Here is a 16,580-nt window from a genome sequence, read left to right on the forward strand (position 1 = left end):
CGGGCGCCTCGATGCTGCCCCGCAAGGAAGTCAGAGGAGTTCCATGGGACGCAACACACGAAAACGCCGTACGCCGCTGGCCACCAAGGCCATAGCCGCATCGGCGGCCCTAGCGCTCGGTGGGGGCGGGCTGATCTGGGCGAACTTCTACGCCTCGGCGCACGAGCCGGGCAACCAGTCGTGGGGAGGCAACCAGACGAAGGCGTCGACGGCGCAGGTCGCGACGATCTCCTGCCCGGACGTCCAGCAGAAGCTGACGAACGTGCCGAGCCGGGCCCGCTACGGCGTGGCGCGGGAGCTGGCGAACCTCGACCGGCAGGTCACCGAGGCCTACAACCGGCTCGCCTCCACGCGGGACGCGCAGGCCAAGGACCCGAGCTTCGTGCAGAACTCGATCGTCGGCCCGCTCAAGGAGAAGCGGTCGGCGACGATCGACCGGATCAGGATCGACATCCAGCGGGTCGGCGGCTCCTTCGACAACTCGCTCAAGCAGCTCGCCGCCTGTACGACGCAGTCCGCGAACCAGACCACCGCTGGGGGGAACAGCGGTGGTCAGCAGCAGAACACCGGCGGGCAGCAGCAGAACACCGGTGGTCAGCAGCAGGGCGGCCAGCAGCAAGGCGGCCAGCAGCAGGGCGGCCAGCAGCAGGGCAACGCCGGGCAGAACATCGGCGGGCAGGCCGGCAACGGCCCGGTCGCGGCCGACTTCGTCGACATCACCAAGGTCGCGCCGAACGTCCAGGGCAAGCCGCGCCAGCTGCAGAACGCCTCGACCGGCACCTTCACCACGCGCTGCGGTGTCAACGCCAACAAGAACCACAACACGGACAACGTGATCGTGGCGCCCGGCGTGACCAACGGCGCGCACCACCTGCACGACTACGTCGGCAACCAGAAGGTCAACGCGTTCTCCAGCAACCAGACGTTCCTGCAGGGCGGCACCAGCTGCCAGAACAGGAACGACCTGTCGTCGTACTACTGGCCGGTGGTCCGCGTCCAGGACGGCTCGCAGGACTTCGACCAGAACGCGGACGGCGGTGGCAAGGAAGGCAACGTCGGCAAGATCCTGACCCCGGTGCAGGCCCAGATCAAGTACGTGGGCAGCCCGGCGAGCAAGGTCGTCGCGATGCCGCAGTTCCTGCGCATCATCACCGGTGACGCCAAGACCACCACCAACGGTCTGGCCAACGCCAACGCGCACTGGAGCTGCACCGGCTTCGAGAACAAGGTCCAGCTGACGCAGCAGTACCCGATCTGCCCGCAGGGCAGCAAGGTGGTGCGGACGTTCGCCTTCCAGAGCTGCTGGGACGGGCAGAACATCGACAGCGCCAACCACCGTACGCACGTGGCGTTCGCCGACCCGGCGAGCGGTGTCTGCGGGAACGGCTTCAAGGCGATCCCGCAGCTGACGATGCGCCTGGTGTACGACATCACGCCGCCGACGATCCAGAACGGCCAGGTGAAGAACGCCTACGCCGTGGACGGCTTCCCGGAGCAGCTGCACAAGCCGGCGACCGACCACGACGACTTCATCAGCGTCACGACCGGCGGCCTGGCCAACCGGATCGCCAGTTGCGTCAACCGCGGCCAGAACTGCGCCTGACCATCTGACGCGGGCCACGAACGAGGCCGGTGACGGAACCCCCTCCCGTCACCGGCCTTCCCGTGTGCGCGGGACCGGTTCAGCCCGAGTGGGAGTGCGCGTGGTGGTCGGTGCCGATCTCCACGTCCCCGCCGAGCGTGCCGCGCAGCGCCTTGACCACGCCGTCGTCACCGACGGCGACCCACTTGCGGCCGACCAGGTAGTAACCGCCGTAGTCCTTGGCGTCGTTGATCCACTCGCGCTGGCCGCGGTCGGTGGCGAAGGTGGCGAGGATGAACTTCCCGTCCCTGTTGTCGCAGATGGCCTGGCGGATCTCGTCGGCGTCGGTCTGCATGTTCGGCTTGCACTTCACCTCGGCGGCCAGGCGCTCCAGACTGCCGGTCGCGGTCGGCGGGACCGCCTTGGTGTCCCCGCCCGAGCCGCAGCCCGCCAGCGCCAGGACGGCCGCGGCGGCCGCCAGCAGTCGTGTCACCCTCATCTGTTCCTCCGGTCCTGTGGGCCCAGCATGCCTCAGCTCCTTCGGATACGGCTGCCGGCGTCCGTCCGCTCAATTCCGGTGCCGCAGGGGCACGGGTGTGCGAAGGTGACCCGGTGAACGAGAACTGGGAAGACCGTGTGGCCGCCGCCTGGGCCACCTTCGACGACTATCCGGAGGAGCGCGCGCAGGAGTTCCGCGCGCTGATCGACGGGCTCGTCGCCGAACTGCCGGACGACAGCCCGCTGGGCCCCTTCGAGCAGGCCTGCGCCTGGGACTCGACCGGGCACTCGGACAACGCGGTGCCGCTGTACCGGGAGGCGCTGGCCCGTGGGCTCAGCGGCTACAAGGGGCGCCGGGCCAAGATCCAGATGTCCAGTTCGCTGCGCAACGTCGGCCAGGCGGAGGAGGGCGTCAAGCTGCTCACCCCCGAACTGGACGCGCCCTCCGACGAGTTGGACGACGCGGTGCGGGCCTGCCTCGCCCTGTGCCTGTCCAGCCTCGGCCGCGACCGTGAGGGCCTGTCCCTGGTGCTCGGCGCGCTGGCCCCTCATCTGCCGCGCTACCAGCGGTCGATGGCCAACTACGCGCGGCTGCTGGTCGAGCCGGAGGACTGAAACCACCCGCTCGGCGGTGACCAACGACCGGTTCGCTCGTTTTCCCCGACGTGCAGTCACAGGATGTAGCCCCGCGTCACGCGCTCGCCTCCGGCCCGGTCGACGTCGAGCAGGCCGAGGCCGCGCTCGTCGAGCACTACCCACGACTGGTCCGGATCGCCTACCTGGTGCTGCCGCCGGGCCTCGGCCGCGGCCGCCGCGTCCTGACCGCACACTCCCTCGTCCAGCGGGCGCTGCCCCGGGGCCGCAAGCAGGCGTCCCTGATCCCGGCCCAGGCCTCGGGCCGGGACGGCGATCCGGGATACGCCTGTCTCCGCGAGCGCGTGCTGCGGGCGGCGCTGGCGGCGGCCCGCCCCCGCTCGGGTCTGCCGCGGCTCGCCCAGCTCCCGCCGCTGCTGCCCCAGGTGTGGGGCCTCAAGCTGTTCCCGCGTTCGGGCGGCGCCGACGAACTCGCCCTGGACCAGCGGCTGTCCGCCCTGTCCGGACCGGCCCGCGCCGCGTATGTGCTGCGCGGCCTGGAGAACCTGCCCGACGCCGGCATCCGCGCGCTCCTCGAGGCCGCCGGGGTCGACGACCCGGGCGGCGCGCTGGCCGCGGCGAACGGCGTGCCCACGCAGCCCGCGCTGCTGTCCTCCTCCGAGTTCGACCCCTGCTCGCTGCAGGTGCGGCCGACCGATCTGATGCGCCGCCGCCAGCACACCAAGGCCGCCCTCGCCGCCGCCGCCGCGCTCGCGGTGTGCGGGGCGCTGATCGCCCTGCCCGGCGGCGGCTGGGGTCCGGACGGCGCCGCCGCGCCCGTCTACGCCGAGAACCCGTCCGCCGAGGCGGCCCTCGACCCGGCCGGACTGACCCGCGTCTCCCCCACCGCCTGGGAGACGTCCGCGCGCACCGACTTCTCCGTGTGGCCCGCGCGCGGCCCGCTCACCGGCGACCGCGACCTGCTGCGCCGCGCCCTCGCCGTGTGGGCCCGGCCCGGAGAGGCGGTCCGGGTCTCGGCCACGCCCGGCACCCAGACCGGCGGCCCGGCCGGCCCGCCCCAGCTGCTGTACGCGGGACAGGTCGACAACGTCCGGGTGGTGATGCTGTACGACGGCCTGCGCATCGTCCGCTACGCCGAGCCGGCGGACGGCACGCAGGGCGCGGCCCTCGACTTCGCCCGGGTCGACGGCGCGACCGGCGCCGAGGCGGGCGCGCTCGTGCTGGGCCGCTCCGACGGCAACGTCCGCTATCTGACCGCGCCGTGGGTGCGGAAGGCGGCCTCGCGGGACCTGATGAAGCCGGACTCCCCCGCGACCCCGCTGACCGTGTCCGGCGGGGTCACCGCCCCGCTGACCAGCCCCGCGCTGCAGCCCGGCAGGTGCAGCTCGTGGACCGTGCTCCAGCTGACCGACGTCTCCGGCACCCGGCTCTCCACCGACCTCGGCGAGCTGGTCCCGGCCCATCTGACGGCCGGCCGGCCGGACTCGGCCGGCGAGGCCGTGGGCGCGCGGGGGCTGCGGGACTGGGCGCCCTTCGCCTGCTCCCTGTCGGCCGAGCGCTCGGCGGGCATCCGCAGCGTCAACGCCTGGGCCTACGCCGACCAGCCGCTGCCCGACGGCAGCGGGGCGGCCGGCTGGGTGTGCACCAGGGCCGAGACCTGGCGCGGCGACGGGACGGCGGCGCTGGCCCAGTTCCGGACGCCGGGCGGCCCGGTCGGGGCGGTCGTCGCCAAGGGCACGGACGTGCGGGCCTGCGGGCCGCGTGATCCGCATGTGCTGGCCGGGGTGCTGTGGAAGTCCCGGGCCGGGCACTGGTATCTGCTGGCGGCGGGCGACAGGGACACGGCGTCGATCCGCGCGAAGGGCGGGGTCACCGCCGCCGGGCCGGGACCGCTGCTGGTGGCCCGGGCCGAGCAGGGGGCCCGGGCCGACCTGGGCGGGACGCTCACGGACGGGCGGTCGATCACCGGGCTCCGCTAGCTGACATCGGCGTCAACAAGGTGGGTCGAAGGGGTTCTCACACCGTCTACCCGCCAGTAGATTGACGCCATGTCTAACACGCAGGCCCGGCCGGTGGAGTCCGAGCGCATCCCGCTCAAGGCCCGCAACGTGTCCTTCTCGTGGGAGGACACGCCGCTGCACTGGGTGCCCGGGGACCCGTTCACCACGCACACCATCAACGTGCTGCATCTGCTGCTGCCCGCCGGTGAGCGGTGGTTCGTGCACGTCTACAAGCAGGCGCTGCCGCTGATCCGGGACGACCGGCTCCGCGAGGACGTCGTCGGGTTCATCGGGCAGGAGGCCATGCACTCCCAGGCCCACGACGAGGTGCTGCCGCACCTGCGCGAGCTGGGCCTCGACCCGACGCCGTACACCGCGCAGGTCGACTGGTTCTTCGAGAAGCTGCTCGGCGACCGCACGCTGCCGCCGGGCCGGGCCCGCCGCTGGTGGCTGCTGGAGCGGATCGCCCTGATCGCGGCCATCGAGCACTACACCGCGTTCCTCGGCGACTGGGTGCTCAACGCCGCCGAGCTGGACCGGCGCGGCGCCGACCCCACCATGCTGGACCTGCTGCGCTGGCACGGCGCCGAGGAGGTCGAGCACCGCTCGGTCGCCTTCGACCTCTTCCTGCACGTCGACGGCGGCTACCGGCGCCGGGCGCGCACCTGGGCGCTGGCCTTCTCGGCCCTGGTGTTCCTGTGGCAGCGCGGGACCCGCTTCTTCATGGAGAACGACCCGACCCTCGTCGACGCCAAGGCCTCCGTCAAGGACTTCTACCAGCGCGGCCGGCAGGGCACCCTGCCCGCCACGGGCGACATGCTGCGGTCCATCCCCCGCTACCTCAGCCGCGCCTACCACCCCTCCCACGAGTGCTCCACCGCCCAGGCCGTGGCCTACCTCGCGGCCTCCCCGGCCGCGCTCGCCGCTCAGAAGCGGGAGGCCGCCTGATGCCGAAGCTGCGCACCGTCGCACTCGTCGCCGGCGCCGCCCTGCTGACCCGGCGGGCGCTGCGCCGCCGGGTCCGGGTCTCGCCGCTGTGGCCGCTGCCCGCCCTCGACCCGCCGCTCTCCGGCCGGCCGCGCTCTCGGGCGCTGCGGCTGCAGCTCACCTCGCACGAGACGATCGCCGACGGTGTCGTACAACTGCGTCTGGACGGCCGTGACCTGCCGCGCTGGGAGCCCGGGGCCCATCTCGACCTGGTGCTGCCCTCGGGGCTCGTGCGCCAGTACTCGCTGTGCGGCGACCCCGAGGACGGCTCCTCGTACACGGTCGCCACGCGGCTCGTGGAAGACGGCCGGGGCGGCTCCCGGGAGGTGCACGAGCAGCTCACCGAGGGCATGGAGCTGGAGGTGCGGGGCCCCCGGAACCGCTTCCCGCTCGTCGAGGCGCCCGCGTACGTCTTCGTCGCCGGCGGTATCGGCATCACCCCGGTCCTGGCCATGCTGCGGGCCCTGCCGGAGGGCGCCGAGTGGCGGCTGCTGTACGGCGGACGGACCCGGGCCTCGATGCCGTTCCTGGAGGAGGTGCGCAAGCTCGCCGGGGACCGGCTCACGGTCGTCGCCGAGGACACGGACGGGCGCCCCGACCTGGACGCGCTGTTCGCGGCCACGGCGGAGGGGACCGCCGTCTACGTCTGCGGTCCGGAGGGGCTGACGGAGGCGGTCGAGGCCCGGCTGCCCGCGGGGGCCACGCTGCACCTGGAGCGGTTCGCCCCGCGTGCGTCTGCCGGCGGCGACACGGGCTTCTCCCTCGAACTGCGCCGCAGCGGGAGGACGCTGACCGTCCCGGCCGGCTCCACCGTGCTGGCCGCCGTACGCCGCGAGCTGCCGGACACCGCCTACTCCTGTGAGCAGGGGTTCTGCGGGACCTGCCAACAGCGGGTGCTGGAGGGCGAGGTGGATCACCGGGACGAGCTGCTGACGGACGCCGAACGGGGCGACTCGATGCTGATCTGCGTGTCCCGGGCCCGGGGCGATCACCTGGTGCTCGACATGTGAACACCGGCGGCTGGAACCGATCGGTAAAGTGTTCGCATGAGTACCGGGGTTCGCCGCAGGATGGGCGTCGAGGAGCGGCGGCAGCAGCTGATCGGCGTCGCCCTCGACCTGTTCAGCCGACGCTCGCCCGACGAGGTCTCCATCGACGAGATAGCGTCGGCGGCGGGCATCTCGCGCCCGCTCGTCTACCACTATTTCCCCGGCAAACTCAGCCTGTACGAGGCCGCGTTGAAGCGTGCCGCGGAGGATCTGGCGGACCGGTTCGCCGAGCCGCACGAGGGCCCGCTCGGCACCCGGCTGCTGCGGGTGATGGGCCGCTACTTCGACTTCGTGGACGAGCACGGCCCCGGCTTCTCGGCGCTGATGCGCGGCGGTCCCGCCGTCGGCTCCTCGACGACGAACGCGCTCATCGACTCCGTGCGGCAGGCCGCCTATGACCAGATGCTGACGCATCTGGGCGTCACGGAGGCCTCCCCGCGCCTGGAGCTGGTCGTCCGCTCCTGGATCTCGCTCGCCGAGTCCACCGCCCTGATCTGGCTGGACGGCCGCCGTGTCCCGCGCGCCGAGCTGCAGCTGCAGCTCGTGCACGACTTCGCCGCGTTGGCCGCGGTCAGCGCCGCCTACGACGCGGACATGGCCGACCTGCTGCGCACCATGGTCAAGGACGAGCCGGCCGACGGCCCCTTCGCGGAGCTCGTCGGCCGGCTGGTCACCCTGGGGTCCTGACCCTCGTACGCCCTAACCCTCGTACTTGCGGTAGGAGGGGTCGAGGTCGCGGACCTCGGCGGAGGCGTGCAGGGTGACGCCGTCCTCCGGCGGCACGTACGTGCGGAGCAGTTCGAGCGCCGTCTCCGTCAGCCTCGCCTTCGTCTCGTCGGTGCGTCCGGCGAGCAGCCCGAAGGTCACGTGGAAGATCGCGTGCTTCTCCGGGTCCTCGTACCCGAACGCGCGCCAGTCGCTGTACCGGAACAGCGTCTTGCACGCCTCGGGCCTCGCCCCGGCGATCTCGACGGTCGCCTCGTGCAGCGCCCGCGCGAAACCGGCCAGGTCGAACTGGTCCTCGACCGGGGACGAGTAGTCGACGGTGATCTGCGGCATGGGCACTCCTGTTCTGCGACGACGCCCCGACCCTACTTCCCCGCCCGGGTGAAGACCGCCACCGTCCGCGCCGGGACGGTGAAGCTGCCCGAGCCGGCCGCGTAGGAGGAGGTCTTGACCACCGCGTCGGCGCCGGAGGCCTGCACCGGGTGCAGCCGGTAGTGCGTGCCGGCCAGACCGGTGATCTTCTGCTCCTGCCGCTGCGGGGTGGCGTTGAAGACGACGACCAGGTCGCCCAGCTTCATCGTGATCACCCCGGGCGTCTCGTCCTTGCCGGACAGCGGGAAGGACAGCCGGTCCTGCACCTGCGCGGCGGTGCCGAGCGAGAACGCCTGCTCGGTCGTACGGATCCGCAGCAGGTCCTGGTAGGCGGCCGAGGCGCCGGTGATCTGCGCGCAGCCCACCTTGACCGAGGTCAGCAGCGGCTTGGCGTACTCCCACTTGGACTGGTTGTCGGCGGCCATGGGCAGCCCGCGACCGAAGCCGTTGCCGTCGGCGCAGTTCCAGTGGATGGCGTTGAACCAGTCCCCGCTGTCGAAGGAGTTGCGGTCCAGGGACTTCGAACGCAGCAGGTCGGTGCCCGCCTGGGAGAGGGCCGGCCCCTGCGAGAGGGCCGCCGTGGCCATCGCCAGGACCTGCATCCGGGCCCGGTCGGCGGCCGGGGTGTCCTTCGGCAGCTTGTAGGTCAGCGCGTCGAAGAGGGACTCGTTGTCGTGCGCGTCCACGTAGGCGAGGGCATCGCCGGGCGCGTCCGCGTATCCGGCGGGCGAGCCGTTGTAGTCGATCCCGGCTCCGGTGACCTCCTTGCCGTCGGTGCCGGTGAAGCGGTACTTGGCGAGGTTGCCGCTGAGACCCACCTTGATCAGGTCCTGGTAGTGCAGCAGCCGGGCCCTCTGCTCCTCCTTCGAGCCGTTGGCGGTGGAGGAGTTGGGGTCGGTGTAGAGGCCGGACGCGAAGCCCTGGACGCCGGGGTCGGAGTCGAAGGGGCTGCCGCCGCGCACCGCGTCACGGGCGCGGTCGGAGAAGGTGGCGATGCCGGTGCCGGCCATGTTCGCCTGCGTGGCCTGCACGAACCGGGCGTCGTTCGCGACCTCGCCGAAGTTCCAGCCCTCGCCGTACAGGATGATCTTCTTGCCGTCGACGCCGTCCTTCTCCAGGGTCAGCGCGTCGAGGGCCTTCCTGACCGCGAGGATGTTGGCCTTCGGGTGGTGTCCCATGAGGTCGAAGCGGAACCCGTCGACCTTGTACTCCTTGGCCCAGGTGACGATCGAGTCGACGACCAGCTTGCCCATCATCGCGTTCTCGGGTGCGGTGTTGGAGCAGCAGGTGCTGTTGGCCACCGTGCCGTCGGCGAGCAGCCGCTGGTAGTAGCCGGGCACGATCCTGTCGAGCACGGAGGTGTCCGCCTGGCCGCTGGCCGCCGTGTGGTTGTAGACGACGTCCATGACGACCCTGAGGCCGTCCTGGTTGAGCGCCTGGACCATCTTGCGGAACTGGACCGTACGGGCCGTGCCGTCCGGGTCGGTGGCGTACGAGCCCTCGGGGACCGTGTAGTGGTACGGGTCGTAGCCCCAGTTGAAGGCGTCCTTCGCGGCGGTCTTCGCCACGCACTCCTGCTGCTTGTCGGAGTCGGCCGGGTAGGAGGCGAGGTCGCAGTCGGTGCTCGCCTGGTCGGCCTTCTTCTCCGGGACGGTGGCGAAGTCGAAGGCGGGCAGGAGGTGGACGTACGACGTGCCGGACTTCGCCAGCTGCCGCAGGTGCCTGGAGCCGTCGCTGTCCTTGTCGGTGAAGGCCAGGTAGGTGCCCTGGTGCTTGCCCGGGACGGTCTTGTCGGCCACCGAGAAGTCCCGGACGTGCAGCTCCTGGATCTGCGCGTCCTTCAGCGGTACCGCCCTGGGCTTGTGCAGCCCCGCCCAGCCGCTCGGTGCGAGGGACCGGTCGTCCAGGTCGACGACGAGGCTGCGCGCGGAGTCCGCGGTGAGGGCGACCGAGTAGGGGTCGGTGACCTTGTTGGTGACGATCTTGCGGACGCTGGGCGCCCACACCTTCACGACGTACCGGTAGGGCTTGCCCTTCCAGGACGCCGGGCCGGTGACGGACCACACGCCGGTCGCGGCGTCGTGGTGCATGGTCTTGAGCGAGCCGTCCAGGTCGAGCCGCACGGACTGGGCCGTGGGCGCCCAGACGGAGAGCGTGGGCCTGCCGTCGTGGAAGACGGGACCGAGCTTCGCCTTGGTCGCGCCCGGGTACAGGTCGTCCAGCGCGCCCGCGATCTGCACGCCGGTCGCGGCCGGCACGGCACCGTTCGCGGCCCGCTGCGAGGCCACGAGCTGGCCCGTGAGCGCCTCGCGCACCCGGTCCCGGTCGCGCGGGTCCACCGACCAGGCGGTGTAGTCCTTCAGGTGCGGGAACTTCGCCTTCTGGGCGTCGGTCAGCGTGGTCTTCTCCAGCCGCAGCCAGCGCTCGTCGTCGCTGGTCAGTGCCCCGTCCTTGGCGGCGATGGAGCCGTCGTGGGAGTACAGCAGTTGGGTGGAGGCGGCGCCGTCCGCGCCGTTCCAGGCGACGGTGTCCCGGTCGATCCAGATCGCCTTGGACGTGGTCAGGTCGACCGCGGCGGCGCTGCCCGCGGGCTGCGGCAGCAGGTACTCCTCCTGGCCGTTCAACCGCCACACCTCGTAGCCGTCGGCCTTGAGGTCCAGGGACTGGTCGGCGGCGAGGTCCTTCTCGTCGCCCTTGTGGATGATGTAGCTGAGGCTGGTGGCACCCGCGGTGAGCGGCACCTCGAAGACCGCGCCATAGGCATCAGTCTTCACCGGCTTCAGCGGGTCCGACCAGTCGGTGGGGTTCGCGGCACCCGTCCAGACGTGCAGGCCCCAGCCGTCGTAGTTCCCGTCGGCGCGGTGGTAGTGGATGACCGCCTTGGTCTTGTCCTGCGCGGGGTAGCCGGGCTTCTGCGTCAGGACGTCCGGCTTGCCCTGCTCGATCCACACCTCACCCGTCCGGGTGACGTCGATGGACCGGTCGGCTGAGACGTCCTTGGTGCCGTCCTTGTCGATGACCAGGAAGCCGACGTTCGAGGCACCGGGCTTGAGCTTGACGTAGGCGAAGGCGCCGTAGGCGTCCCGGCCGGTGAAGGGGTGGCTGGCCGGCCAGTTCGTGGCCTCGCCGTCCGCGATGTCGCCCCAGGCGTACAGGCCCCAGTCGGCGTAGTCGCCGTCGGTGCGCTTGTAGTGGACGACCGCGTAGTCCCGGGAGGAGGCGGTGGGCGTCTCGGGCGCGGGCGGGGTGCCGGTGGTGGTGCTCGCCGTGGCGCTCGCGGTGTGCCCGGCCGTGTCGACGACGACGGCCTTGTAGCGCAGCGCGGTGCCGGCGGGCACGTCCTTGCCGATGGTCTGGGTGACCTTGTACGGGGCGTGGTCGGCGGAGCCGAGGACCTGCCACTTGGCGTTCCCGACCTGCGCGGCGAAGACGACCCGGTTCAGCTGTCCGCCGTCGACCCCGGCGGTGACGTCCACGGTCCCGGTGGCTCCGGCGGCCGGTGCCGTCAGGGTGACGGTCGGCGCGGTGGCCGGCCGGGCGAGGGTGCCGGCGGCCTTGTAGACGACGGCGGAGCCGGCCGGGACGGTGACGGTGAGCTTCCGGTCGGCGCCGGACTTCAGGGAGTCCTCGGCGCCGTAGACGCCCCGGTAGGACATGCCGGCCGAGCCGGTCGTGAAGGTGGCCGTCTTCGCCTCGCCCGCGTTGTTGAGGGCGACCACGTACTCCTGGCCGGTCCTCACGTCGGTACGGGTGAAGGCGTAGATGCCGGCGCCGTCGGCCGCGTACCGCTCGGTCTGGACGCCGTCGGTCAGGGCCGGTTCGGCCCTGCGGAGCTTCGCGAGCGCGGCGATCCGCCGGTAGAGCGGGGCGCTCGTGTCGTAGGAGTCGCTCGCGTGGGTGCGGTCGGTGCCGATCTCGTCGTCGTCCAGGTAGTCGGCGACCTTGGAGGCGAACATGGTCTGGCGGGCGTCCTTGTCGCCGCCGGAGCCGGTGAAGCCCTGCTCGTCGCCGTAGTAGACGACCGGGTTGCCGCGGCTGAGGAACATCAGCTCGTCGGCCAGCTCGTCCTTCTTCAGGATCTCGGCGTCGGTCGCCTTCGGGTTGTCCTGCTTCAGGAAGTACCCGATGCGGCCCATGTCGTGGTTGCCGAGGAAGGTGACCTGCTCGTACGCGTTGGCCTTGTCGGTCGTGTACGTGTAGTCGTCACCGAAGACGCTCGCCAGCTTCTGCGCGCTGCCGCCCTGGGAGGCGTAGGAGCGGACCGCGTCCTGGAAGGGGAAGTCGAGGGTGGCGTCGAGGCGGCCCTGGGTGACGTACGGCGAGGTGACGGAGGTGTCGGCGGAGTAGGTCTCGCCGAACATGAAGAAGTTCTTCCGCCCGTGCGCCGCCGCGTAGCGGTCGAGCGCGGTCGCCCACTGGGTCCAGAACCCCATGTCGACGTTCTTGACGGTGTCGATCCGGAAGCCGTCGACGGCGAAGTCCCTCACCCACCGCTCGTAGATCTTCTCCATGCCGTGCACGACCTCGGGACGCTCGGTCCACAGGTCGTCCAGGCCGGAGAAGTCGCCGTAGGTGGCGGACTCGCCGGCGAACGTGGAGTCGCCCCGGTTGTGGTACATCGTCGGGTCGTTGAGCCAGGCCGGGACCTTGCTCCTGCTCGTGACCTCGGGGGTGTACGGGAAGGAGGAGCGGGAGACGGCCGGGAACGTTCCTCCGCCGTCCGCGTAATCGGCGTCGTCGAAGGGCCGGCCGTCCTCGGTCAGGTAGGGAAAGGCGCCCTTGGAGAGGTAGTCGGAGGACTTCTCCTTGTGGTCCACGACGTCCGCGGTGTGGTTGGTGATGACGTCGAAGAAGACCTTCATGCCCTTGGCGTGCGCCTTGGAGATGAGGTTCTTCAGGTCCTGGTTGGTGCCGAAGTGCGGGTCGACCCGGGTGAAGTCGGTGATCCAGTAGCCGTGGTAGCCGGCGGAGGCGTTGGCGCCCGTGCCCTGCACCGGGCGGTTCTTGAAGATCGGCGCCATCCAGATGGCGGTCGTGCCGAGCCCCTTGATGTAGTCCAGCCGCTTCGTCAGGCCCTTGAGGTCGCCGCCCTGGTAGAAGCCCTTGTCGGTGGGGTCGTAGCCGGTGCTGAGCCGGGATCCGGTCAGGCCGCCCTCGTCGTTGGACGTGTCCCCGTTGGCGAAACGATCCGGCATGACGAAGTAGAACTGCTCGCGGGTGTCGTCGTGCCGGGCGGGCTGGGCGGCGAGCGCCGCGTCCGAGGGGGGCGCGGGCGGGGCGGCCGCGTGGGCGGCCAGTGGCTGGATCAGTGCGGCGGCGAGGGCTGTGGCGGTGACGGCCGCGGCCCGTCTCGCTCTCGGTATCACAGGCGGTAACTCCTAGCGCATGCGGCTCTCTTGGGACCGACCCCGCGCGACCGTACCGCCGACGAAAGGGTTGCAGCAAGAGTCCTGAAACCATCGGTAAGGATTTTCAAGCGGTTCGGCCCGCACCGCCGTGGGGCGGCGGTGCGGGCCACCGTCCGGTTCAGCAGGTCGACTTGCCGGCGTAGACCGCCAGCGCGGTGTTCGGGCCGAGCGTGGCGGTGAACTGTCCGCTCGAGTTCACCGTCACCGTCGTGTTGTTCTGGACGTTGCAGTACGTCCCGGCGGCCAGGGACGTCTGGTACGTGCGGGTCAGGCTGCCGCTCTCGTGGTTGATCGCCACGTACCCCTTGCCGCCGCGGCCGAAGGCGATCGCGTTGTTGCCGTCGTCCCACCAGTTCGTGACCGACTGGCCGCGGGTGGCGTTGCGGAAGGCGACCATGGACTTGATCTCCGGCCAGGCGTGCTGGCACTTCCAGCCGTCCTGCCAGCAGGCGTTGACCTTGCCGCCGTTGGGCGGGCCGGCGTCCGCGTCGGACCACTCGTAGCCGGAGTTGATGTCCGGGGCGCCGTAGGGCCAGGCGAGCATGAAGACGTTGGCCAGCGTGTAGTTCGCGCCGTCCTTGTAGTTCAGCGTCGAGCCGTTGCGCTCGGTGTCGTGGTTGTCGACGAACACTCCGGCCACGGAGCTGCTCAGATAGCCCCAGCCCTCGCCGAAGTTGTTCAGGTAGGCCAGCTTCTCGTTGTTGAAGACCCGCTTGAGGTCGTAGGCGTAGCGGAACTCCTGGACGTCGCCGTTGCCGGTGTACTCGGAGGGCTGGACGGCCTCGTTCGCGCCGTAGATGACCTCCTGCTTCCAGTAGACGGACGGGTTCGTCAGACGGGACTTGATGTTCGCCAGGTCCTCGGCGGGGATGTGCTTGGCCGCGTCGATGCGGAAGCCGTCGGCGCCCAGCGAGAGCAGGTCGTTCATGTAGCCGGCGATGGTCTTGCGGACGTACTCCTCGCCGGTGTCCAGGTCGGCCAGGCCGACGAGTTCGCAGTGCTGGACGTTCCAGCGGTCCTGGTAGTTGGTGACCTGGGAGGTGCAGTCGTCGAAGTCGTGGACCGAGTACAGGCCCGGGTAGTCGTACTTCGTGTACGACGAGCCGCCCGTGCCGGTGCCGCTGCCCGCCGACATGTGGTTGACGACGGTGTCGACGACGACCTTCAGGCCGGCCGCGTGACAGGTGTCGATCATGTTCTTGAAGGCGGTGCGGTCACCGAGCCGGCCCGCGATCTTGTACGACACCGGCTGGTACGACGTCCACCACTGCGAGCCCTGTATGTGCTCGGCGGGCGGGGAGACCTGGACGTAGCCGTAGCCGGCGGGGCCGAGCGTGGTGGTGCACTCCTTGGCCACCGAGGCGTAGTTCCACTCGAAGAGGACGGCGGTGACGTCCTTGGTGCCGGGCGGGGAGGCCTGCGCCGTAGTCGGGTACATGCCAACCGAGAGGGCGGCCGCGAGGGCGCACACCGCGGGGAGGGTTCTGCGTGCCATGTGGGGGTTCCTTCGTCCTTGAAGGTGCTTGCTGAAATGTTTCAGCAAACTTGCGGTGACGCAGATGTTAAAGGCCCGCTGTCCGAAAGACAGCGGGCCGTTGTGAAGTTGATGCAAGAACTTTCAGACGGGGCGTCAGGCCGTGGTGAACCACACGGTCGTGTCGGCGGGCACCTTGGCCTCACCGTCGGCCTCGGTGACCTCCGCGCTGCCGAGCAGCACCCGGCCGTACGCCGGGGACGTCACCGACTCCCCCGTGGTGTTGGCGACACACACGAACTCCCCGCGCCGGAAGGCCAGCACGCCCTCGGGGGCGCGCAGCCACTCCACCGCGTCGCCCGCGCCCAGGTCGGGCTGCGACCGGCGCAGGCTCAGCGCGGCCCGGTACAGCTCCAGGGTGGAGCCGGGCACAGCCGTCTGCGCCTCCACGCTCAGCTCGGCCCAGGCCGGGGGCTGGGGCAGCCAGCTGCCGCCGCTGCCGAAGCCGTACGACGAGCCCGTACGGGCCCACGGGATCGGGACCCGGCAGCCGTCGCGGAAGCCGTCCTGGCCGGCGCCGCGGAAGTACGCCGGGTCCTGGCGCACCTCGTCGGGGAGGTCCACGACGTCCGGCAGGCCCAGCTCCTCGCCCTGGTAGATGTACGCCGAGCCGGGCAGCGCGAGCATGAGCAGGGTGGCCGCGCGGGCGCGGCGCAGGCCCAGCTCCCGGTCGCCGGCCGTGCGGATCTGGGTGCCGAGGCCGGGCGGGTTGGCGAAGCGGGTGGCGTGCCGGGTGACGTCGTGGTTGGACAGGACCCAGGTGGCGGGGGCACCGACCGGACGCATGGCCTCCAGCGTGCGGTCGATGACCGTGCGCAGCTCCTTCGCGTCCCACTCGGTGCCCAGGTACTGGAAGTTGAAGGCCTGGTGCAGCTCGTCGGGGCGGACGTAGTGGGCGGTGCGCTCGACGGTCGGGGTCCAGGCCTCCGCCACGAAGATTCGCCCGCCCGTCTCCCGCCACCGCCCTGCTGCGGAAGGCCCTTCGGGCCCCTTCCTTTCGGAGTACTCGTCGAGGATCAGCCGCCACTGGCGGTAGATCTCGTGCACACCGTCCTGGTCGAAGAACGGCATGACATCGTTGCCCAGCAGTTTGAGCTGGTCGTGGGCGCCGAGGTCGGGCAGGCCGGCCGCCTTGACCAGGCCGTGGGCCACGTCGATGCGGAAGCCGTCGACGCCCATGTCCAGCCAGAAGCGCAGGATGGAGCGGAACTCGTCGCCGACCGCGGGGTGTTCCCAGTTGAAGTCGGGCTGCTCGGGGGCGAAGAGGTGCAGGTACCACTCGCCGGGGGTGCCGTCCGGCTCCGTCACCCGGGTCCAGGCGGGGCCGCCGAAGATGGACTCCCAGTCGTTGGGCGGCAGTTCGCCGTCCTTCCCCTTGCCGGGGCGGAAGTGGTAGCGCTCCCGCAGCGGGGAGCCGGGGCCCTCGGCGAGGGCGCGCTTGAACCACTCGTGCTGGTCGGAGGAGTGGTTGGGCACCAGGTCCACGATGATCCGCAGCCCCTGGGTGTGGGCGTCGCGGATCAGGGCGTCGGCGTCGAGCAGGTTGCCGAACATGGGGTCGACGGCGCGGTAGTCGGCGACGTCGTAGCCGGCGTCGGCCTGCGGGGAGGCGTAGAAGGGGCTCAGCCACACGGCGTCGACGCCGAGGTCGCGCAGGTAGGGCAGGCGGGAGCGTACGCCCTCCAGGTCGCCCATGCCGTCGCCGTTGCTGTCGGCGAAGCTGCGCGGATAGACCTGGTAGATGACCGCGTCCCGCCACCAGTCGCGGCGGCGGTCGGCGGTGACGACGGCAGTGGGGTGGGCCGGTGCGGCAGGGTGCTGCTGGCTCAT

General features: G+C 71.1%; 11 protein-coding genes. 6 read left to right on the plus strand and 5 right to left on the minus strand.

Going from position 1 to position 16,580, the window contains the following annotated elements; translation table 11 throughout:
• Window positions 1-43: 43 nt before the first annotated feature.
• Complete coding sequence (locus AB0N17_RS37250; RefSeq protein ID WP_366016082.1) at window positions 44-1,603, plus strand: DUF1996 domain-containing protein; 1,560 nt, start codon at window positions 44-46, stop codon at window positions 1,601-1,603.
• 79 nt (window positions 1,604-1,682) lie between these two features.
• Here the strand turns inward: AB0N17_RS37250 and AB0N17_RS37255 are convergent, their stop codons facing one another.
• Window positions 1,683-2,081: a hypothetical protein gene (locus AB0N17_RS37255; RefSeq protein ID WP_366016083.1), complete on the minus strand. Its 399-nt coding sequence runs from the start codon at window positions 2,079-2,081 to the stop codon at window positions 1,683-1,685.
• Window positions 2,082-2,176: 95 nt separating this feature from the next.
• Here AB0N17_RS37255 and AB0N17_RS37260 point away from each other — a divergent pair, with 95 nt between their 5' ends.
• The 5 genes from AB0N17_RS37260 to AB0N17_RS37280 all read left to right on the plus strand — a co-directional run bounded on the left by AB0N17_RS37260 (window position 2,177) and on the right by AB0N17_RS37280 (window position 7,397).
• Complete coding sequence (locus tag AB0N17_RS37260; RefSeq protein WP_366016084.1) at window positions 2,177-2,695, plus strand: tetratricopeptide repeat protein; 519 nt, start codon at window positions 2,177-2,179, stop codon at window positions 2,693-2,695.
• Between the two features lie 50 nt (window positions 2,696-2,745).
• Window positions 2,746-4,653, plus strand: coding sequence for a hypothetical protein (locus tag AB0N17_RS37265; protein WP_366016085.1), 1,908 nt, complete (start codon window positions 2,746-2,748; stop codon window positions 4,651-4,653).
• A gap of 69 nt (window positions 4,654-4,722) precedes the next feature.
• On the plus strand, window positions 4,723-5,622 hold the full coding sequence (locus AB0N17_RS37270; RefSeq protein WP_366016086.1) for a metal-dependent hydrolase: 900 nt from the start codon (window positions 4,723-4,725) through the stop codon (window positions 5,620-5,622).
• Window positions 5,622-6,671, plus strand: a complete 1,050-nt coding sequence (locus AB0N17_RS37275; protein WP_366016087.1) for a PDR/VanB family oxidoreductase — start codon at window positions 5,622-5,624, stop codon at window positions 6,669-6,671. The genes AB0N17_RS37270 and AB0N17_RS37275 overlap by 1 nt, the downstream gene beginning before the upstream one ends.
• 36 nt (window positions 6,672-6,707) lie before the next feature.
• The gene (locus AB0N17_RS37280) at window positions 6,708-7,397 is read left to right on the plus strand and encodes a TetR/AcrR family transcriptional regulator (RefSeq protein ID WP_366016088.1); all 690 of its coding nucleotides are present in this window, start codon (window positions 6,708-6,710) and stop codon (window positions 7,395-7,397) included.
• Between the two features lie 12 nt (window positions 7,398-7,409).
• Here the strand turns inward: AB0N17_RS37280 and AB0N17_RS37285 are convergent, their stop codons facing one another.
• The 4 genes from AB0N17_RS37285 to AB0N17_RS37300 all read right to left on the minus strand — a co-directional run bounded on the left by AB0N17_RS37285 (window position 7,410) and on the right by AB0N17_RS37300 (window position 16,580).
• A complete protein-coding gene (locus AB0N17_RS37285; RefSeq protein ID WP_366016089.1) occupies window positions 7,410-7,769 on the minus strand; it encodes an isomerase in 360 nt (119 codons plus the stop codon).
• 32 nt (window positions 7,770-7,801) lie between these two features.
• Window positions 7,802-13,174, minus strand: coding sequence for a pullulanase-type alpha-1,6-glucosidase (gene pulA, locus AB0N17_RS37290; protein ID WP_366016090.1), 5,373 nt, complete (start codon window positions 13,172-13,174; stop codon window positions 7,802-7,804).
• A 160-nt stretch (window positions 13,175-13,334) separates the two neighbouring features.
• A complete protein-coding gene (locus AB0N17_RS37295; RefSeq protein WP_366016091.1) occupies window positions 13,335-14,711 on the minus strand; it encodes an alpha-amylase family protein in 1,377 nt (458 codons plus the stop codon).
• Between the two features lie 135 nt (window positions 14,712-14,846).
• Window positions 14,847-16,580, minus strand: coding sequence for a glycoside hydrolase family 13 protein (locus AB0N17_RS37300; protein WP_366016092.1), 1,734 nt, complete (start codon window positions 16,578-16,580; stop codon window positions 14,847-14,849).

Source organism: Streptomyces sp. NPDC051133, from assembly GCF_040682635.1.
GTDB lineage: Bacteria > Actinomycetota > Actinomycetes > Streptomycetales > Streptomycetaceae > Streptomyces.